Annotated in this window: 17 protein-coding genes; 12 read left to right on the forward strand and 5 right to left on the reverse strand. The window is 54.9% G+C overall.

Annotation, left to right across the window (positions count from 1 at the left end; all coding sequences use genetic code 11):
* The first annotated feature begins 2 nt into the window (after window positions 1–2).
* Genes KA369_10775 through KA369_10805 form a run of 7 tightly spaced genes read left to right on the forward strand, consistent with a single transcriptional unit; the run spans window position 3 to window position 4,927 of the window.
* Window positions 3–1,082, forward strand: a complete 1,080-nt coding sequence (locus tag KA369_10775) for a permease (GenBank protein ID MBP7736445.1) — start codon at window positions 3–5, stop codon at window positions 1,080–1,082.
* A gap of 28 nt (window positions 1,083–1,110) precedes the next feature.
* The gene (locus KA369_10780; protein MBP7736446.1) at window positions 1,111–1,509 is read left to right on the forward strand and encodes a putative zinc-binding protein; all 399 of its coding nucleotides are present in this window, start codon (window positions 1,111–1,113) and stop codon (window positions 1,507–1,509) included.
* 34 nt (window positions 1,510–1,543) lie between these two features.
* Window positions 1,544–2,026 carry a hypothetical protein gene (locus KA369_10785; GenBank protein ID MBP7736447.1) on the forward strand — a complete coding sequence of 161 codons (483 nt, stop codon included), beginning with the start codon at window positions 1,544–1,546 and terminating at the stop codon, window positions 2,024–2,026.
* Window positions 2,023–2,721 carry a sulfite exporter TauE/SafE family protein gene (locus KA369_10790; GenBank protein ID MBP7736448.1) on the forward strand — a complete coding sequence of 233 codons (699 nt, stop codon included), beginning with the start codon at window positions 2,023–2,025 and terminating at the stop codon, window positions 2,719–2,721. Before KA369_10785 ends, KA369_10790 begins: the two co-directional genes overlap by 4 nt.
* A gap of 14 nt (window positions 2,722–2,735) precedes the next feature.
* Window positions 2,736–3,782, forward strand: a complete 1,047-nt coding sequence (gene arsB / locus KA369_10795; protein MBP7736449.1) for an ACR3 family arsenite efflux transporter — start codon at window positions 2,736–2,738, stop codon at window positions 3,780–3,782.
* Between the two features lie 40 nt (window positions 3,783–3,822).
* Complete coding sequence (locus KA369_10800) at window positions 3,823–4,500, forward strand: tetrahydromethanopterin S-methyltransferase subunit A (protein ID MBP7736450.1); 678 nt, start codon at window positions 3,823–3,825, stop codon at window positions 4,498–4,500.
* The gene (locus KA369_10805; protein MBP7736451.1) at window positions 4,493–4,927 is read left to right on the forward strand and encodes an arsenate reductase ArsC; all 435 of its coding nucleotides are present in this window, start codon (window positions 4,493–4,495) and stop codon (window positions 4,925–4,927) included. The genes KA369_10800 and KA369_10805 overlap by 8 nt, the downstream gene beginning before the upstream one ends.
* 31 nt (window positions 4,928–4,958) lie before the next feature.
* On the opposite strand, the gene KA369_10810 is transcribed toward KA369_10805, so the two are convergent.
* Window positions 4,959–5,537, reverse strand: coding sequence for a flavin reductase family protein (locus KA369_10810; GenBank protein ID MBP7736452.1), 579 nt, complete (start codon window positions 5,535–5,537; stop codon window positions 4,959–4,961).
* 217 nt (window positions 5,538–5,754) lie between these two features.
* On the opposite strand from KA369_10810, the gene KA369_10815 reads away from it, so the two are divergent.
* The 4 genes from KA369_10815 (at window position 5,755) to KA369_10830 (ending at window position 12,530) form a co-directional block, all read left to right on the forward strand.
* On the forward strand, window positions 5,755–6,396 hold the full coding sequence (locus tag KA369_10815) for a TetR/AcrR family transcriptional regulator (protein ID MBP7736453.1): 642 nt from the start codon (window positions 5,755–5,757) through the stop codon (window positions 6,394–6,396).
* 85 nt (window positions 6,397–6,481) lie between these two features.
* Window positions 6,482–8,017 carry a hypothetical protein gene (locus KA369_10820; protein ID MBP7736454.1) on the forward strand — a complete coding sequence of 512 codons (1,536 nt, stop codon included), beginning with the start codon at window positions 6,482–6,484 and terminating at the stop codon, window positions 8,015–8,017.
* 104 nt (window positions 8,018–8,121) lie between these two features.
* Window positions 8,122–9,846, forward strand: coding sequence for an amidohydrolase family protein (locus tag KA369_10825; GenBank protein MBP7736455.1), 1,725 nt, complete (start codon window positions 8,122–8,124; stop codon window positions 9,844–9,846).
* A 119-nt stretch (window positions 9,847–9,965) separates the two neighbouring features.
* Window positions 9,966–12,530: a penicillin acylase family protein gene (locus tag KA369_10830; GenBank protein ID MBP7736456.1), complete on the forward strand. Its 2,565-nt coding sequence runs from the start codon at window positions 9,966–9,968 to the stop codon at window positions 12,528–12,530.
* On the opposite strand, the gene KA369_10835 is transcribed toward KA369_10830, so the two are convergent.
* Genes KA369_10835 through KA369_10845 form a run of 3 tightly spaced genes read right to left on the reverse strand, consistent with a single transcriptional unit; the run spans window position 12,521 to window position 16,967 of the window.
* A complete protein-coding gene (locus KA369_10835) occupies window positions 12,521–14,989 on the reverse strand; it encodes a hypothetical protein (GenBank protein ID MBP7736457.1) in 2,469 nt (822 codons plus the stop codon). The two genes, KA369_10830 and KA369_10835, sit on opposite strands and share 10 nt — an antisense overlap.
* 1 nt (window position 14,990) lies before the next feature.
* Window positions 14,991–16,100, reverse strand: coding sequence for a hypothetical protein (locus KA369_10840; protein ID MBP7736458.1), 1,110 nt, complete (start codon window positions 16,098–16,100; stop codon window positions 14,991–14,993).
* Window positions 16,101–16,109: 9 nt separating this feature from the next.
* Complete coding sequence (locus KA369_10845; protein MBP7736459.1) at window positions 16,110–16,967, reverse strand: SDR family NAD(P)-dependent oxidoreductase; 858 nt, start codon at window positions 16,965–16,967, stop codon at window positions 16,110–16,112.
* A 470-nt stretch (window positions 16,968–17,437) separates the two neighbouring features.
* On the opposite strand from KA369_10845, the gene KA369_10850 reads away from it, so the two are divergent.
* On the forward strand, window positions 17,438–18,871 hold the full coding sequence (locus KA369_10850; protein MBP7736460.1) for a hypothetical protein: 1,434 nt from the start codon (window positions 17,438–17,440) through the stop codon (window positions 18,869–18,871).
* A gap of 61 nt (window positions 18,872–18,932) precedes the next feature.
* Here the strand turns inward: KA369_10850 and KA369_10855 are convergent, their stop codons facing one another.
* Window positions 18,933–19,439, reverse strand: coding sequence for a transposase (locus tag KA369_10855; GenBank protein ID MBP7736461.1), 507 nt, complete (start codon window positions 19,437–19,439; stop codon window positions 18,933–18,935).
* Between the last annotated feature and the right edge of the window lie 5 nt (window positions 19,440–19,444).

The following is a 19,444-nucleotide window of genomic DNA, read 5'->3' on the forward strand; positions in this document are numbered from 1 at the left end:
TCATGAGCGAGTGCTGTACCGGGAATAATACGAGTCCAACCATTGACTCTCAAAACAATGAGAGAAAAATAAAGCTGACGGCCCTATTGCCGTTATTGCTCATCCCTGTTGGTATCGTTCTGTATATTTTTCTTGAAAGCGGTGTAAATTACATTGTCTATTCCTTGCTTGGATTGGACAAGACCTCGCATCTTACCGAAGCGATACGCTTTTTTCTGTTTGAAGTGCCCAAGGTCCTGCTGCTTCTGACATTCATCGTTTTTGTCGTTGGCATTATCCGTTCCTTTTTTTCACCGGAAAAAACACGCAAAGCCCTGGAAGGGAAGCCCCTCTTTGTTGGAAACATCATGGGAGCCACCCTCGGTATTGTAACGCCATTTTGTACCTGCTCCGCGATCCCGCTTTTTCTCGGATTCATGGAGGGCGGCATCCCCCTGGGTGTCACATTCTCCTTTCTGGTGGCGGCTCCCATGATCAATGAAGTCGCGCTCGTGCTCCTCTTCGGTCTGTTTGGATGGAAGACGGCTGTTTTATACGCCTCCACCGGCCTTATTATCGCGATACTGTCCGGCTGGATCATCGGTAAACTGAAAGTTCAGCGTTTTGTCGAGGATTGGGTTTATGAAATAAAGGCGGGGAAAATCGAGATCGAAGAAAGAAAAATAACATTCATTGAAAGAATACAGGCGGGATATCTTGCCGTAATAGATATCGTCTCAAAGGTGTGGGTATATATCGTGATCGGGATTGCCGTGGGAGCGGGAATACACGGTTACGTTCCGGAGAATTTCATGGCGTCCATCATGGGAAAATCGGCATGGTGGTCTATACCGGTGGCTGTTCTCATCGGCGTGCCCATGTATTCGAACGCAGCCGGCATTATCCCGATAGTCCAGGCCCTTCTCGAAAAGGGCGCGTCCCTCGGGACCACGCTTGCCTTCATGATGTCGGTCATCGGGCTTTCGCTTCCGGAGATGATTATTTTAAAAAAGGTCCTTAAGCTGCCGCTGATCTTCATATTTGTCGGCATCGTTGCGGTGGGCATTATGATCGTTGGATATGTTTTCAATCTGATATATTAAACTATATAGCAAAAAGGGGAGGATTATTATGGCTGATTGTTGTTCTGGCGGCGTAAAACTATTGTATTCATGCTCCGGCGCGGCCGATGTTGGCCAGATTGCGGACCAGGTTTCTCGAAAGCTCCGTGATAAGGGATTCGCGCGCCTTACCTGTCTTGCCGGTGTCGGAGCGGACCTTTCGGGCTTTGTTGAATCCGCCCGCGGCGCTGATCTGAACATTACCATTGACGGCTGCGGGACCATGTGCGCGAAAAAAGCGCTCGAACGAGTCGGTGTTTCTGCTACCTCATATGTTCTGACTGATTTTGGCATTGAGAAGGGTAAAACCCCTTTTACCGAGAAGATTGTGGCTGAATTGAGCGACAGGATCATGGGGCAGGGTGCGCCGATATCTGAAGCAAAGGCTTCGGGTTGCTCGTGCAGTTAGATCTTCTGATATGACATTATAAAAGGATTGCTTCATGAAAATAAGAAGGATAGTGACTATTGTATTATCGATTTTTGTAGCTACTAGTATTGTCTACCTTGTCGCAACAGAAGTGCGAAAGCCGGATAAAACCGAAACAGCATCGGAAGGAACGCAACAAAATGCCGCGGCCATGGAAAACCATGCGATCACGGTCTATTATTTTCATACAACGTTCCGGTGTCCAACCTGCCGGAAAATTGAGGCATTGACCGAATCGACGGTTAAGAACTTTTTTTCTGCGGAATTGGCGGAAAAGAAAATCATATGGAAGCCGGTAAATATTGAGCTGCCTGAAAACAGGCATTTTGCCGACGATTACAAGCTGTTCACAAAATCAGTGGTTATCGTTGATTCGGCTAGCGGCAAGCAGATACGATGGAAGAACCTGGATAAAATCTGGGAGCTGGTGCGGGATGAATCGGCTTTTACTTGTTATATTAAAAACGAGATAACAGGATATTTAAAGGGCATATGAGCGAAGGAATATCATCCGGCTTGATTGCCGCCATCTGGCTGGGCATTCTCACGTCAATAAGCCCCTGTCCCCTTGCGACAAACATCGCCGCTGTCTCTTTTATCGGAAAAAACGCCGCTGAAGCAAAAAAGGTCTTTATCACCGGAACATTGTATCTGCTGGGAAGGGCGACCGCCTATGCCGCGCTTGCGGCGTTAATTGTCGCGAGCCTGCTTTCTATTCCGGCGGTGTCAAACTTTTTGCAGAGTTATATAAACAAGATACTCGGTCCGGTTCTCATCATTGCCGGTATGCTTCTCATGGAGCTTGTAAGCCTTCCGGCCGGCAGAGGGACCGATACATCAAGGCTCCAGCGCCTTGCGGAAAAGAACCTTTTTGCCGCTTCCTTCGCGATGGGAATTATATTCGCTCTCGCCTTTTGTCCGGTATCAGCGGCATTGTTTTTCGGGAGTCTTATCCCTGTCGCTGTCCAACAACAATCGCCGGTCCTTCTCCCCGCTATTTATGGCGCCGGCACGGCCTTGCCGGTTTTATTCTTTGCGCTGGTGCTGGCTTTCGGTGCCAACTATCTATCAAAGGTTTTCAATGCCGTTTCCCGCGTCGAAGTGTGGGCGCGGAGAATTACCGGTGTGTTATTTATTTTGATAGGCGTATATTTCTGCCTCACCTACATCTTTAAAATACAAATGTGGTAATGGAAGGTTGAATCATGACAGAACAAGTATCCAGGAAACTTTCTTTTCTCGATCGCTTTCTGACACTGTGGATATTCCTCGCGATGTTCGCGGGTGTTTTTACCGGATATTTCTTTCCCGGCATCGTCGATTTCTGGAATCGGTTCCAGTCGGGAACGACCAATATACCGATTGCCATCGGCCTGATATTGATGATGTACCCGCCTTTAGCCAAGGTCAAATACGAGGAGTTGGGCGATGTGTTTACCAACTGGAAGGTGCTCGGCCTTTCGCTCGTCCAGAACTGGATCATCGGACCGGTGCTCATGTTCCTGTTGGCCATCGCGCTGCTTAACGGATATCCGGAATACATGGTGGGCCTCATCATGATCGGTCTTGCCCGCTGCATAGCCATGGTCATCGTGTGGAACGACCTGGCGAGCGGCGATACGGAATACGCGGCAGGCCTGGTCGCCTTCAACAGCATCTTCCAGGTCCTGTTTTTCAGCGTGTACGCCTGGTTCTTTATTACCATCCTGCCGCCGCTTTTCGGCCTGAAGGGCAGCATCGTCGATATCACCATAGGACAGATCGCTAAAAGCGTTTTTATCTACCTGGGCATACCCTTTATCGCGGGGATCATTACCCGTTTCGTTCTTCTTAAAGTCAAAACCAAAGAATGGTATCAAACGAAATTCATACCCAAGATAAGCCCGATAACGCTGATCGCCCTGTTGTTCACCATCTTTGTCATGTTCAGCATGAAGGGCGAGTATATTGTGAAGATACCGATGGATGTCGTGCGCATCGCCATTCCGCTTTTGATTTACTTTATAGTGATGTTCATGGTCAGTTTCTTTATGAGCAAAAAGATCGGGGCCGGATACCCGGTGGCTGCGACTCTTTCATTTACAGCGGCGAGCAACAACTTTGAGCTGGCCATTGCCGTGGCCGTAGCGGTCTTTGGTATAGGCTCCGGTGTGGCCTTTGCCGCAGTCATTGGGCCCCTCATCGAGGTGCCGGTCATGATAGGGCTGGTGAACGTGGCTCTTTATTTCAGAAAGAAGTATTTTGTATCTTAAAGGCGAGGTCTCGTGACCTCGCATTCCTGGAGTGCAATAATTGTTAAAAGTTAAGCCACATCCGGATTATCCCTGTGAACCAGGGCGATATATCCGTGGCAATGATTTTTCTCCGGCAGCGGTAGTCATTATCCTTAACACTGATGAGGATAAAATCCCTCCGGAAATTGAGGCCCTGGTGCGGGCAGGGGCTGAAACCGGAGCCGCCCTGTCAGGCACGGTGCAGACGCCGAACATAGGCTTCGAGAAAATGATATGCAACATAGTGGCAAATCCGAATATACGCTATATCGTGCTTGGAGGACCGGAATCTGACGGTCATCAGACTGGATCCGCCTTGAAATCCCTGCTTGCAAATGGCATTGACGAGAAGAAGAAAATCATTGGCACAGAGGCTATGCATGCGTGCCTCTACAATATCCCCATGGAATTCATCGAGCGATTCAGAAAACAGATAGCCCTTATTGACCTTCAGTTTCAGGGAGACCCAAACCTTATTCGCAAAGCGGTATGGTCCTGTTTCCAGGAAACACCGGTGGATTTTATGGGACATGATGTGCATGATCCCGGCGCTTATCCTGAGGAACCTCTTGCCGGGAAATTGACCTGGCAGGTCACTCAGCCCTGGTCGGTTCCCTGTGATAAGGGGGAACAAGATGCTGTTAATAAAGCAAAAGAGCTTATGGAACGGCTCAGGAAGAGAAATACAAATGAGTGAAAATAAATTACAGATTTTATTCCTCTGCACCGGCAACTCCTGCAGGAGCCAGATGGCCGAGGGGCTGGCGCGTCATTTCAAGGGCGCCATCATGGAAGCGTGCTCCGCAGGCACGGAGCCGAAAGGCCTTGACCCGCGCGCTGTTGCGGTCATGGCGGAAATCGGCATAGATATATCCCGGCAGCGATCCAAGCATGTAAATGAATTTGCCGGCCGGGAATTTGATTTTGTGATTACCCTGTGCGGCGGGGCGCAGGAAACCTGCCCTTTCTTCCCGGGAAAGACAAAGACAATGCACGCGGGTTTCGATGATCCGCCCGAACTCGCCCGTAGCGCCGCATCTGAAGAAGAGGCCCTCGGTCATTACCGGCGCGTCCGTGACGAGATACGGGTGTTCATTATGAAGTTCGAAGAGTTGTCGGCTTGAGGAGCATCCCGCCGGCGATCGCAGGTCTCGTTCAACTTCGCTTTATCTCTTTCCCGACGGAAAAGGCGGCGCCGAGCTTTTCGCCGATGGTATAATAGGCCATGGTGCCGTAGGAGCCCCATACGATTGACCGCACTTTCTCAATGTCCGGGACATTGTTGGCGTTCACTACCTCGCTATCCGCCACCATGCCGACGATTTCGCCGATGAACATCGTGTGAAGGCCGCAGTCGACCTGCTTGAAAAGTTTGCATTCAAGCGCATAGGGGAATTCCATCACGAGCGGGGCGTTGACCAGCTTGCTTTTCTCAGCGGTGAGGCCGGTGTCCTTGAACTTGTCATGGTCCTTTCCGGACACGATGCCGACGTAGTCGGCCTCCTTGAAATACTTTTCGGAGGGAAAGTTCACCGTGAAGGCCCCCGTATCCTTGATGTTGTGATGGGTTAGCGTCGCCTCCCGGAGCGACACGCTTATGCAGGGCGGATTGCTTGAGGCTATGCCGCCCCAGGCCGCGTTCATGATGTTCGGCTTGCCGTCGGGGCAATAGGTCCCGATGATGAGCACCGGGGAGGGGAGCAGTATGGTTTGGGGCGGAAGGGATAGTTTCATTTTTTTCCTCTATTATATTTGATGATGGCTAATGTATCCTCAAATCGTAAAAAAATCCAGTTAAAAATAACAAAGGGCGGCTTTAGTTAAGGCCGGGTCCGTCGTAATAAAATTTCTAAAAACACGATAACAATCGTGGTTATCTGAATTTTTTATTGACAAAAACAGAGTGAAATGAGAAATGGAGAGTGAACGTTCATTTTCTGGTCAATATTATATGAATGCAACATTTTTAAAACTAAGTAAAGAAAGACAAAACGAGATCCTTGATGCTGCGGCCACTGTTTTTGCCAACAATGGTTATCATGGGGCAAATATTCCCGATATATGCTCCCAGGCAGGCATATCCGTCGGAGCATTATATAAATACTTCAATAATAAAGAGGCTGTATTCATAGCGATATTACAGCGCATGGGCGATCTCCTCACCAATGAATTTTATGGGAAAATTCAGATCAACAGGGACTCATTGCTTGCCACCATTGGGGATATTTTAAAATCAATGACCTTTACCCAGGAATTTCAGCAGTACAGGCAGTATTTTATCCTGTATCTCGACATCGGGTCCTATTCCCTCAATGGCTTCGCTGAATCGATAACCGACAGCTTTGAAAACATAGGCCGGGAATTTTATTATAACCTGGTCGAGCATTTCAGGAAATCAGGGCAGCTGCGAAGTGATATCAATGTGGATCATGCGGCGTATTTTATCGACAGCTATGTGACCCTGTACGCCTATACCCTGGTGAGCAAGCATCATCTGATCCGCTTTGACAGGTTTTTCAAGAATGTCAGTGCTTCTCTATCCAATGAGCAGCGTATTGAAATCATTTTAGATTCTATAAAAATGATCCTTTAAAATTTTTTAATCAATTAGAGAGCGAATATTCGTTCTCTAATTTAAAAATATAAATTTATATTAAAAATTGAATAGGAGGTTCATTATGGCATCAGGAATAATGAAGATCGATGATTGTCTTTCAATTAGAAACGGCCATCTTTTTATGGAAGAATGTGACACGGTTAACCTGGTCAAAGAATATGGCTCGCCGATTTTTGCGGTGTCAGAGGACCATCTCAGGCGAAACATCAGAAGGTACAAGCAGAGCTTCGAGGCCGGGTGGACCGACGGACCCGTAAAGGTGATGCCGGCAGCGAAGGCCAGCTGGTCCCACGCGATACAGAAGATAATCGCCGAGGAGGGGTGCGGGTGCGATACTTATTCTCCCGGTGAATTAGCCGTCGCGCTGGACTCGGGTTTTGATCCGCAGTATATTTCAGTAAACGGCGTCCCCAAGGATGATGATCATATCGAGAATGCTATAAAAAAGGGCGCCCGCATCACCCTCGACGGGATCGAGGAGATCGATGTGGTCGAAAGGGCCGCCAACAAGCTGAACAAGACCGCGAGTGTACGGCTGCGTCTCAGGCCGACCATTTCCGGGTTCCGCAAGTTTTCCCACTTCAATCCCACCGGGCCCGTCGCCACCGACATCGCGGCGATGTCCTACAAGGGAGGGATGATGTACCAGCAGGCCATCGAGATCGGCAAAAGAATTATGAAGATGAAGAATGTCGAGCTCGTGGGATTCCATGAGCACCATGGCCGTCACCATCAATCGACGCGGTACTGGACGGAACAGATGAAATCCTATGCGAGGGAAATCGGTTATGTATGCAAGGCCCTTGGCGGCTACCAGCCCAGGGAGATCAGCATCGGCGGCGGGTTCGCCGGTCACCGGGATCCCTTTAACGCGGAGACCCACTATTCCGAGCCCTACCAGCTGCTGGCGCTGCACGGGCTTTCAATCTTGTTGAAACCCTTTGGCTCCACGATCAGATACGCGGTGGTCAGGTTCATCGTAAACCTGATGATGGAATACGTTCCCAACAAGAAGCTCGCGCCCACCATCGAGGACTATGCCGAGGCCTGCACAACGGCGCTGAAGAAATATCTTCCAAAGAACGGCATATCCACGAAAGGGCTGATGCTCCAGATGGAGCCGGGCCGCTCCCTCCACGGCGATACCGCCATACACCTGACCACGGTGAAGAACGCCAAGCCGATGGACAGGCCCCTCAAGTGGAACAAATATATCGTGGACACCACGCAGTTCTGGTTCACGGGAGGGATTTACGAGCACCATCTCCATGACTACGTCGTAGCCAACAGGGCTGACGAGAAAAAAACAGAAAAGGCCGATATCGTCGGCAGGAGCTGTTACGGGGACCGCCTGCTCCCCTTTGTCCGCTTGCCGAAAAATTTCAAGGTCGGCGATCTTTTAGCGCTTCTCGACGTGGGCTCCTACCAGGAGGTGTCCATGAGCAATTTCAACGCGATGCCAAGGCCGGCGACGGTCCTGGTAACGGGCAAATCGACAAACCTGATCCGCAGACCGGAAACCCTCGAAGACGTTTTCAGCCGCGATCTGATGCCGGAGCATTTGAAGTCGCGTGTCAAGACGGCGGCGTCCAGTTAGTATAAGACCATAATGCTGCTATCCCTCCCCTGTTGGATTCCCGGCGGGGGAGGGGTAGATATACTCTGCGTATTGAACAATTACTCACACCGGGAGGATCAACCATGGTGGATGTCCTGATTAAAAACGCGACGATCATTGACGGCACCGGCGCGAAGGCGCGCCAGGGCGACGTGGGAATCATTAATGACCGGATTGTAACCGGTGAGCGGCTCGGCGAGGAAAAGGCCTGGCGCTCGATCGATGCGACGGGGCTGGCGGTGTCCCCGGGGTTCATCGATGTCCATTCCCACCACGATTTTTATATCGTGGACCAGGATCCGGTGAAGAGGTTCCAGTCTTTTGTGAGGCAGGGCGTGACCACCTGCGTTGTGGGTAACTGCGGCTGGTCCCTGGCTCCATGCCTTCCGGAAAACAAATCCAGGGTACTCGAGCTTATCCAGAGCATGAGCGTCCCGATCCAGGGACTCTACTGGAATTCCATGAAGGAATACCTTGTGTATATTGAGAACAGGGGTGTCATGTGCAATATCGCGCAGCTGGCGGGGCATGGGACCATCCGCATTTCGGTAATGGGCGATGACAACCGTTTCTGCACGGAGAAGGAGCTTGAGAGGATGAAATCCCTTCTCCGGGAAAGCCTTGATGCCGGCTGCGTCGGAGTATCCAGCGGGCTCATGTACTATCCGGGGATGTATGCCCATACCGACGAGCTCGCGGAGATCGCCCGGGTCGCCGGGGACTACGGCCGCGTATACGCGACCCACCTTCGCGGTTATTGCACGACGCTGCCGCAGTCCGTAGCCGAAGCGATCGATATTGCCCGGAGGGGCCGTGTCTCATTGCAGATTTCCCACCTGCACTCGGTGCCGTTTCTTCCCGGCTGGCTCAGTGCGATCCTGCCCTATTTTTTCGATCTCTTCGAGGCCGTCAACGCGATACTCCCGCTCCCCGGTCTCCCGAATCCGGCGCTTGATAAGGGGCTGAAGGCCATCCGGGACGCCATGGAGAGCGGCGTGGATATCGGCATGGACGCGGTTCCCTATACCCTCGGCAATACGACCGCCACGGTGCTGTTCCCTCCGTGGGCCAACCGTGGTGGACGCGGCAGGCTGCTTGAAAGGATCCGGGACCCTGAATCGAGGGAACGGATGAGGCGTGAAATCGAAACAATCGTTCCGCGGTGGCCCCACTGGGAGGAGGGGTCGTGGTCCGATCCCTATATCCGCGCAATCGGATGGAAGCCTATCCGCGTGCTTTCGGTAGGGAGTGATGACAACCGCTGGACGGAAGGAAAAACCTTTCTTGACATAGCCCGGGCATGGAAAACGGACCCCTTCAGCGCTCTCTGCCGGCTCACACTGGAGGAAGAGGGCGAGGTCGCCTTTACCTTCGGCTTTCCCGCGCGGCCCTGGATCGAAAAAATGTTCAATCCCATGCTTCTGGACCCGTCAATGGGAATCGGGGCGGATTCGATTCTCCCGGCCCATGAGACCGGTACGCCCCCGCCATCGGCGTACGGTTGCTTCCCGAGGATCATCGGGCACTATTCCCGGAAGATGGGCCTGTTCAGTCTCGAAGAGGCCGTGAGAAAGATAACCGGTTTGCCGGCGCGGCGCTACAGGCTGGAAAACCGCGGGGAAATCAGGAACAACGCCTTCGGTGACCTCGTTGTGTTCGATCCTTCTGAAATAGATGAAAACTTCACGGACGACGGGAAGCCCGATTTCGCCAAAGGAATACGCCATGTTTTCATCAACGGCCAGATGATAGTCGACAACGGGGCCTTCAATGGCGCGATGCTCCCCGGGAGGGTGCTCCGGGCTTAGATAATGCTTGCCAACTCCCCGCGGATAATATCAAATTAATCGAAAAATAATTTGATTTTTTTGCATTGCGGCGACTCAATTCGTCTAACATGGCAAAAATCATACGGAAGGATGTTATAATGAAACACATGATCGGTCCAGGGCCGCACAACGGCGGAAGGTTGTTTTTCAGGATGTGCGGGATTATCGCGCTATGCCTGCAGCTGGGAGGCTGCGCCACGCTGGTGGACAGGCATTTCAAGGCAAAGCTTGACGCGCCTAACGGGAGTATCGACATCGCCGGTCTCAAGGAAACGGTGGTGGTGCGCCGCGACGCCTACGGCATACCCTTCGTGGACGCGAAGAACAGGGAAGACATGGCCCTGGCCGTGGGTTACGTCCATGCCACGGACCGGCTCACCCAGATGATAAGCATGAAGATGCTCTCCGAAGGACGCCTTTCCGAGATGGGCGGACCGGTCATGGTCGACCTGGATATTTACATGCGCGCCATGGATCTCTCGGGCGCGGCAGAAACCCTTTTCAAGAATGTAAGCGCCGAGAACCGCAAGCTCCTGGAGAGCTACAGCAGGGGCGTGAACGCCTATCTTGACTCGCACAAAGACAGGCTGCCGCCGGAGCTTGCCCTGGCGGGCTTCAAGCCGGAGCCGTGGCAGCCCATCGATTCCCTTAAGGTGTTTACCCTGGTCAACCTGGGCCTGTCATCCAACATAGCGGAGGAAATCGCCTCTCTGAATATAGTCCAGGCCGTGGGCACGGAAAAAACGGCCTGGATGCTGCCGATATATCCTGACGAGCCGATCCCGCTGGATGAGGCGGCCAAGCTCAGGGGCATCGACCTGAAAAAGGCGGCCGAGAGCGTCAGGGACCTTGCCGGGCTTCATCCGATTTTGAATTCCCTCAGCCTGGGGGGCATTGCCGCGTCCAATAACTGGGCCATCTCAAAGCAGAGGACGAAAAACGGCGCCAGCATTTTCTGCAACGATATGCATCTTCCCCTGGGCATACCGTCATTATGGAACATGATCCATGTCCGGTGCGGCGACTATGACGCGGCCGGCATGAGCATCGCCGGCGCCCCGGTCGTGGTCGCCGGGTATAACGGCTCCCTGGCCTGGGGCATGACCATGGTCATGGCCGATAACCAGGACCTGTTCCTGGAGCAGCTGAAGGAAGTGAACGGGAAGCTTCATTACCTGTACAAGGACGAGTGGCTCCCTGTGGCTGAACACCAGGAAACATTCAAGGTCAAGGGCAAAAAGCCCATTACCCTGACCTTCCATGAAACCGTGCACGGGCCGCTGTTGAACCGGGCCCTGAAAAGAGAGCCGGTCCACTTGCTTCATCCGGGCCCCCTCGATCTTCCCTACGGCGTGGCCCTGAGCAGAACGGTCCCCCTGGCGGACGACGAAAGCATGAACGCCTTCTTCCAGCTGAGCTCCGTCAAATCGGTGGAAGAGGCTATCCCGGTCATCAAGCGGATCCGTTCGATACCGCTGAACATGGTATTCGCGGATAAAGACAATATCGCCTGGCAGGTGATCGGTTATTATCCTGTCCGCGCCAGGGGTCGCGGCCTCATGTCTTCCCCCGGCTGGACCGGCGAATATGACTGGAAGGGCGTGTTGAAAGTGGACGTATTGCCCAACGCCAAAAATCCCTCCGCCGGGTTCATCGGCACCGCCAATCACCGCACCGTGCCGAAGGATTTTCCCTATATTCTCTCATCGACATGGTACTGGCCGGAGCGGGCCGAGCGGATTGTCCAGATGGCGACGGCCACGGACAAGCACACGGCGGAGACCTGTATGACCATGCAGCTCGATGTCCGTTCGCTCTTCGTGCCGAAGCTCAAGAATGTGATCTTCAAGGGGGAATTGGCCGAAGCCATCGGGAAAGAGATCGACGGCTGGAAGGACGAAAAAAAGAAGGCCGGCGCGCGCCTGTCCCTGGCGATACTGAAAGACTTTGACGGCGACATGAAGGCCGATTCGAAAGGGGCAGCCCTCACGGGGGCGTTCCTGGACGCGGCGACAAAGAATATCTTTCTGGATGAGCTGGGCCCGGCCGGGTCAAAGGCGTGGAAATCCTTCCTGATCGTCGATAATGAAAGCTACAACGCCACCTGCGATCATCTTATCGTCCGCGGCGACGAAAGCCCTCTGTGGGACAATATCGGCACGCCGGAAAAGGAGACCAGGGCGCAGGTCATAGCGCTCTCCCTGGCGGACGCGACCGCCTTTTGCGAGAAGACCTTCGGCGGCGACACCGGGAAATGGAAATGGGGCGCGCTCCATACCTACACCTGGGAAACGGACACCTCCAAGATGACGCCGCACCTTGAATCGTTTTCGCGCACGGCGATAAAAATGCTCTGGCCCTACTTCAACCGCGGCCCCTATCCCGGGCAGGGGGACATGTTCACCCTCAATGTGTCAATGTACATGATGGGCCTGGATTTCAAGACCTGGCTGGTCCCTTCCATGCGCATGGTCGTCGATTTCAGCCGGGAGGAGCCGATGAGGGCGGTGAACAGCTCTGGCCAGTCGGACAATCCGTCAAGCCCTCACTACGATGACGGCATCAGGGCCTGGCGCGACGGCATATATTTTCCCTTTCCGTTCAGGAAACCGGCCATCGAAGCCCAGTATAAGGACGTGCTGCTGCTCAATCCTCAGCGGTGAGATGATTCCGGATCGGCATCCGGCTCCAGCGTGCCGCGGTCGCCGTCCAGGACCACGTAATCGCCGGTCTTGAAAATACGCGTGGCGTTCGGAAGCCCCGCCACCGCCGGGATGCCGTACTCGCGGGCCACCACCGCGCCGTGGCTTACGATGGAGCCGACCTCCGTGGCAAGGCCGGCTATTATCGGAAAGTAGGGGGTCCAGGCCACGTCAAGGGCCGAGGCGATAAGAATCTCCCCGGCCTGAATCGAGGCTGCCTCGTCCGGCGTATGGGCCACCCGGGCCCGCCCGCGGACCCTGCCGCGGCAGACCGGCGTGCCCTGGAGCGCGCCGTTCCCATCGGCCGGCGCTTCACTTTTATCTTCAGGCGACAGAGGCTCGGGAAAACCGTGACAAGCCTCGGGAAGCTCCACCTGCATCTGGGCGGGCCAGGCCGCCCGCCGCTCAACGGCCAGGTTCGCGTAGGAGCCTTCGTTGCGGCAGAATTTTCCCAGCTCGTCATGGAATAGAAAAAAAACAGCGTCCCCATCGGGAAGCCTGCCGTTGACGGCCAGCCGCTCTCCCAGGTGCCGGTAGGCATCCTTGAACCCGGCCACGATTGATATCAAAAGCGACTTGGTGCGCTCCCGCCGCCTCACTCCTGACTGTATTATCCGCACCAGCCGCCTCAGCAGGTAAGACGGCGGCTGATTGTTATCGGTGTATCCTTCGCGCTGCCGGTCGGCCGTTTTGCGCAGCCGGGCGCGGCAGGCGGCCTGGAGCGAGCGCACCAGCGGCAGCGGGTCCGCGCGCCATTCGGGCTGGCGCAGCTCCAGCTCGCGATAGGCCCTGTGTCCGTGGCGGGCCAGGTAGTCCTGGAAGAGCCGCCCTCCCTCGGCGGAGTCGGCACCGGCGAGCCACTGAAGGGCCTTCTCAGTCTCGCAATCGACGAACCGGGACCTCAGGTCGCTATGGCCCATAAGGGCCGATGTCACCCGGTCGATCCCCTGGGCGATATCGGCGCTCTCCACGTCATGGTCGCTTTCATCGACCAGCATGGCGGAAAGACGGGCCGTTGCCTCCGCCAGGGTCATCCCCTGCCGCTTGAGGACCTCCATGACGATCGGCTCGACCGTCGCCGGGATAAAAGAAGTGACCAGATGATCGTCGAAGGTGTCCCAGAGGTCGTCGAGCCTTGCGTCGATGGCGCTCCACTGCGCCAGGGGGTCGTCATGCTTTTCAATGAAGAATTTTTTAACGCGCTCTTCGAGGCTGCGATGACGGGCCTTGCCCGACAGTCCGTAGGCGGTGTATTTCAGGGTATGATAGAGACGGAACAGGAAATGCTTTTTAATGCCGGGGTCTAGTCCCGGCACCGGTCGTCCGGTGATGGCGATGGCGATCCGGTCAGGATCGGCGCCGAGGACCGACGTGGCGGTGCGGGCGATCCGCGTCAGGTTGATGAGCACCTGCCCCAGGCGGAAGCCCATGATCTCGAAGTGGGGGCTCATCGCTTTCATGGCGCCGCAGCGGACCTGCATGACCTGCATGCCCAGGTCGAAGGCGCGCCAGATGGTGGAGGCGGAGAGGGGCGTGACCGCGCCGGGCGTGCACTCGCCGAGGTTGCCCCTTGTGTAATGGTCATTCGGGGACTGGAGGATGTCCCAGCTTCCGGGATCGGCGGGGAGCCGGGTGACGGGACGGGCCTGGAGCCAGTAAAGAGCGCCGCTGCGATCTATGGCCCACTCCATGTCGAGGGGAAAGCCGAAGCCCCTCTCCGCCTCGAGGGCGCTGGAGCGGATCGAATCGATCTCGGTTTGGCTGAGCACCTCCGTTGGACCTGCCGGCCTGTTCTGAATTACAGCGCCGCTCTTGGACAGGCGGTAGCGGTCGGGATGAGACGTGCCGCCCACGAGGTTTTCGCCGAGGCCGGCCACCGCGTCGAGGATCAGGATATCGCGGCGCCCCGTGACAGGATCGGCGGTGAAGATCACGCCTGAGGCCCGGGCGTCGACCATCTTCTGCACTACCACCGCCATCTGCGATGCGCCGCCGTTTGCCTGATGATCGCGGTAGGCCGTGACGCTCTCCTGCGCGGCGGAGGCCAGGCAGGAGAGTATGGCCTCACGCGCCGCCTTTTTGCCCTGTACTCCCAGAATGGTATGGTACTGCCCGGCGAAAGACGCCGAAGCCGAGTCCTCGTCCATGGCCGATGAGCGTACCGCCACTGCTCCATCGCCCAGCTCTTCCAGGGCCTTTTCAAGCCCTTCAGGAAAATGTCCCGGGGCTGCGTCGATCAGGACGAATCCGTCTGGGATGGGAAGTCCCAGTCCGGCCAGCCGCGCCAGGCCCCGGGCCTTGCCGCCGGCAGGTTCAGTTCCCGCGTCCCGTAATGGTACGCAGCGGGGGCGCGGCTGTTTTGATTTATCAGGATCTTCCTGAATGTCTTCCCGTGACGGATAGGAAACGGTATTACCCATGTCAGTAGCTCTGGTACCCGTATTTTTCCACTTTCCCGAGATTGACCATCTCCAGCAGGCCATGGCCGGTGTCGGAGCCGCAGCGGGCGACGCAGATGGTCTCGCTCAGCATCCTCACCTTTCCGTACTCGGCCGGATCGTTGATATCGGTGACGAACCCGTCCATCCACGACGGGCCCTTCCACATGCCGGAGCAGTAGCCATTGTAGTTGTCGTAGCCGGCCAGGCCGGGCAGGAAGAGGGACGCAGCTGTGAAGTCGATCTCGATCTTCGTGCCGTCGATGGCCGACAGGGTGACGCGGCCTTTTGTCGCCAGGCGGGCGTCCTTCCGGAAGGTAAGGTCGTGGTCCACGCCGGTCAGCTGGATCTGCTGCCCGTATTTCGCGCTTCCCCGGGGATAGCTCACCCAGCCCTCGAAGTGGTTGGGCCTGCCCTGGTGGTCCTCCCGCACGGCGCAATGGACCATCCACGTGCCGAAGTCGAAGATGCACATGAAGTAGAGCACGCCCGGAGGGGGCGCTTCCGGCTGGGCCATCGGCTCGGGCCAGGCCCCGCCGCCGCCGCCGCGGCGCACGCCCCAGGAGTGGTCGCGGCCGATGTACCACTTTTTCGGATTGATTTCTATGCGCTTGCCGGCCACCTCTATCCATCCCCCGGGACGGCCGAGCTGGTAGTAGCGCCGTGCCTCCTCCAGGATTCGGCCGTTCCTCCGGGAGAACATGGGGATCTGCTCATAGGGATCGTAGTCCCCGTTGAATAAAAGGTCAAAGGTGAGGCCGTGGGGATTGTCTGAAAGGGCGGACCGTACCTTCGTCAGCGGTTCCACCACGCTGTAGGTGAAGGGCCCCACCTTCGTGGAATCGATCTCGGGCCGGAGCTCCCGGGAGGCCCGCACCACGTGGGCCTTCTCGCCGCCGACGGTGACCATGCCGTAGGCGTCGATCACGTTCCGGTTGGCGTAGCGCGCCATGCCGGTCATGATATTCATGTTGCTTTCCGTATCCCAGGCGTAGAGGACCACCCGCTCGGTCCAGCGCGGGTCGCTGGTGTACACGTGGTCAAAGGTCGTGGCCAGCTGGTGGCAGAGATTTTCGTCAAAATGTGTTATCATGGGCCCCTCTCAAAATTTCACTTTAAAGACTTTCTTCCATATTTTTTCTATCCTGCTCCGGGACATCAGGCGGTGCATCAGCGGCATCGGCCACACCCCGGCCCCGACGAGATAGGAAGGCTTCCATTTTTTCGCGATGATTATCTTGTAAACTTCTTCAGCGAATTTTTCCGGGGGCCAGAACTCGAATTGCCCGTCGATGGGAGCGCCAGGATGGTTGAAGTATTTTTTATATTCCGGCAGCAGCCGCTCCGGGATGGAGGCCCATGACTTTTCCTCCTCTTCCTTCGTAAAGGACGTCATCTTTGTCCGGACCCCTCCCGGCTCAAGCGCGGTCACCTCGATGCCGAAGGGCTCCATCTCCACCCGGAGATGGCGGGTGAAGGCGCTGAGGGCGCATTTGGAAACAGGGTAGGGGCATCCCAGGGGGATGGTCATGTAGATCGACCCGGAATCGACGTTCATGATGCGGCCCCTGTCGCTTTTCTTTATAAGGGGGAGAAAGGCCTGGCAGGTGCGCACCGACGCCCAGAAGTTGACTTCCATCAGGAAATGAAATTCGTCGATGTTGAGCGATTCGATGGGCCCCTCGGCCCCGGTGGTGGTGGCCGCGTTGTTGACCAGCAGGTCAAGGGCCCCGCCGTTCAGGGCTTTGCCGACCTGTTCCGCGGCTTTCACGATTTCCTTTGGATCTCCCACGTTGCAGGCCATGGCTGTCAGGCGGGGAGAGGCTTTCTTGATCAATTCATCGGGAGGGGTCTTGTTGTAGGTGGCGAATACCCGCCATCCCATTTGGTCGAGCTTCAATGACAGTGCTTCGCCGATGCCAGTGGCGGCACCGGTAATAAAGGCGCTTCTTTCAGTCATGGTAATACTTCTTTTTATGTATTTATTTGTGTACAACTGCCGGACATCGGAATCCAGCAAATCCTTCCCTATAAATGGAAGATACATGGATTAATGCAACAATTTTTTATGACAGCGCGCGAAACATAATGCAGTAGCAGTTGTAAATTGGGGGTATGGGCCATCCCGCTCGTCCGCCTCGTATAAGCAGAGCCAAATGCGACCTCCTGTCGCGGCTCTGCACTCGGACATCCTGTCCAGCGCACCATGTTGACTCGGCGGAATCGGCGACATCCTGTCGCCTACTCGCCGGGATGGCCCCATACCCCTCAAAATATACTGCTACCACATTATCTTCGATTCATTATAAAAATTTTGTTTTTGAGAGGAGTCCAAAATAAAAAAAACCCGTTCGGGTTTATAAAACGGGGCGACCATAACAAATAATATGCTTAATTTGAGTGCGAATACAATCCAGGGAGTTTATTGATATGAAGCGTTATATGCGTATTTTTGGAATTTTGACGGTTGCGGCGGGATTGTTCTTTACCGCCTGTGAAAGTGGAAGCGGCGGCGGCGGGATATCGCCCTTCTTGGCCCTGTTTTTGAATGGCGGCGACAGCGGCCATAGTATCACCGCCTTCAGCTTCACCTCCGCGAAGAATTTGGGGCTTTCGGCGGACGTTTCCGGTACCATCAGCGGCACGTCCATAGCGGTCACGGTCCCGTACGGCACCACGGTTACGGCCCTGAAGGCGACCTTCACCACGACCGGAAAGTCCGTTTCCGTCGGAGGTGCGGCCCAGACGAGCGGAGTCAGCGCCAACGATTTTACGGGTCCCGTGACCTACACGGTGACCGCGGCCGACGGCTCCACGCGGGATTATACGGTGACGGTGACGGTCGCGATAAACACCGCGAAGGAGATCACCGCCTTCGGATTTACATCGGCAAAGAACAGCGTTCTTTCCACCAATGTAACGGGCGCCATAACGGGAACCATCATTGCAGTTACGGTTCCCAACGGCACCGCCTCGATCGCGAACCTTATCGCGACATTTACGACCACAGGAACGTCGGTGAAGATCGGAACCGTGGAACAGACGAGCGGAACCACGGCAAACGACTTCACGTCGGCGAAGATCTATACCGTGACCGCGGCCAACGGATCGACGCAGAGCTATACGGTCACGGTGACGGTCGCGTCGGCCAGCGCGAAGGAGATCACCGCCTTCAGCTTTCCGGTGGATACTAATGTTTATAACCTCAATCATGAGTATGGGATCGATTTAGGTACTACTATCAGCGGTACGTCGATTACGGCAAAGCTCCCCTACGGTTCAACCCTGGTGGCGACCTTCGCGACAAGCGGAGCTTCCGTTACCGTGGGAGGGGTGGCCCAGGTGAGCGGAGTCACCTCCAATGATTTCACGAATCCGGTGACTTACCGGGTGACCGCGGCCGACGGTTCGTGGCAGGATTACACGGTGACGGTACTGTTCGCGCCGGCGCTCGGGTGTCCTACATTAGGTAAAGACAACTCATCCTACTGGGCAGGCGAGTTCAGCACAACTACGGATACAGACACCTTTGCCCTCGGATTGACCTGCGATGCCATCAACGCGGCCGCGGATCCTTATTACTTGTATATATTTATGAACGTCGGATTATTTTACAATCGAACGGCTCTTGAGACCTATGCCGCCGGGCTGGGCGCTACAGTAACCCCTATGAGTGATGAGAGAGTCCTTGAACTCACAGCTCCCTCGCTGGATGCGATGCAGAAAATCCTCGCGAGAATAGTGTATGTCCCACCCGGTGAGGCGGTGTTAGAGGATGGTCGTTTTTACATTCAGTTTAAGAATAACAACAGCGGGCTTAGGGCCTCGGCGAGAATAAATATAACCGTCAACGCGCCGGAATGACCGGAGGGCTTTGACGGTTTCATGGGGAAATGACGTGTAGGGACAGAACAGTGTTCTGTCCCTACACGTCATTTCCCCAATTTTTTGGATTTCGTTTAATATATTCCCTGATGCGGTATAATTCGTCATTGTCGCGGATGATCCGGTCGTAATACGACCGCTGCCATATCGATTTTCCGATATGTTTCGTTACCGCGTTTTTAAATGATTTGATGATTTTGGATAACGTACCCGTAAGGACAGAACATTGTTCTGTCCTTACGGGTACGTCACCAACGGTCATGGCACCAACAATCCATATAATCCCATGAATATGGTCCGGCATAACGCAGTATTCATCCAGCCGCACGTTGTCATAATGGTCCGGGATTTCTTCCCAGTAACGTACGGCAACTGTGCCCCATTCATTTAACGACATTGTGCCGTTGCTGATCGATCCGAATACGGGTTCTTTTCTCATGCGACCATGAACGCATATCGTCACAAAATATGCGCCGGGCGACGAATAATCATAGCCGCGTTTCCGGTTCAATTTCCGTTCTCTCAACACTGGCGCCCCAATTTTAATTTCAC

Source organism: Spirochaetota bacterium (assembly GCA_017999915.1).
In the GTDB taxonomy this organism is placed as follows: Bacteria; Spirochaetota; UBA4802; order UBA4802; family UBA5550; genus RBG-16-49-21.

Excerpts from the sequence above, each read along its gene's own strand:
- KA369_10835 (MBP7736457.1), bottom strand. The coding sequence starts at position 14,989 with ATGGGTAATACCGTTTCCTATCCGTCACGGGAAGACATTCAGGAAGAT.
- KA369_10830 (MBP7736456.1), top strand. The coding sequence starts at position 9,966 with ATGAAACACATGATCGGTCCAGGGCCGCACAACGGCGGAAGGTTGTTT.
- KA369_10780 (MBP7736446.1), top strand. The coding sequence starts at position 1,111 with ATGGCTGATTGTTGTTCTGGCGGCGTAAAACTATTGTATTCATGCTCC.
- KA369_10820 (MBP7736454.1), top strand. The coding sequence starts at position 6,482 with ATGGCATCAGGAATAATGAAGATCGATGATTGTCTTTCAATTAGAAAC.
- KA369_10815 (MBP7736453.1), top strand. The coding sequence starts at position 5,755 with ATGAATGCAACATTTTTAAAACTAAGTAAAGAAAGACAAAACGAGATC.
- KA369_10790 (MBP7736448.1), top strand. The coding sequence starts at position 2,023 with ATGAGCGAAGGAATATCATCCGGCTTGATTGCCGCCATCTGGCTGGGC.
- KA369_10850 (MBP7736460.1), top strand. The coding sequence starts at position 17,438 with ATGAAGCGTTATATGCGTATTTTTGGAATTTTGACGGTTGCGGCGGGA.
- KA369_10775 (MBP7736445.1), top strand. The coding sequence starts at position 3 with ATGAGCGAGTGCTGTACCGGGAATAATACGAGTCCAACCATTGACTCT.
- KA369_10840 (MBP7736458.1), bottom strand. The coding sequence starts at position 16,100 with ATGATAACACATTTTGACGAAAATCTCTGCCACCAGCTGGCCACGACC.
- KA369_10785 (MBP7736447.1), top strand. The coding sequence starts at position 1,544 with ATGAAAATAAGAAGGATAGTGACTATTGTATTATCGATTTTTGTAGCT.
- KA369_10845 (MBP7736459.1), bottom strand. The coding sequence starts at position 16,967 with ATGACTGAAAGAAGCGCCTTTATTACCGGTGCCGCCACTGGCATCGGC.
- KA369_10805 (MBP7736451.1), top strand. The coding sequence starts at position 4,493 with ATGAGTGAAAATAAATTACAGATTTTATTCCTCTGCACCGGCAACTCC.
- arsB (MBP7736449.1), top strand. The coding sequence starts at position 2,736 with ATGACAGAACAAGTATCCAGGAAACTTTCTTTTCTCGATCGCTTTCTG.
- KA369_10810 (MBP7736452.1), bottom strand. The coding sequence starts at position 5,537 with ATGAAACTATCCCTTCCGCCCCAAACCATACTGCTCCCCTCCCCGGTG.
- KA369_10825 (MBP7736455.1), top strand. The coding sequence starts at position 8,122 with ATGGTGGATGTCCTGATTAAAAACGCGACGATCATTGACGGCACCGGC.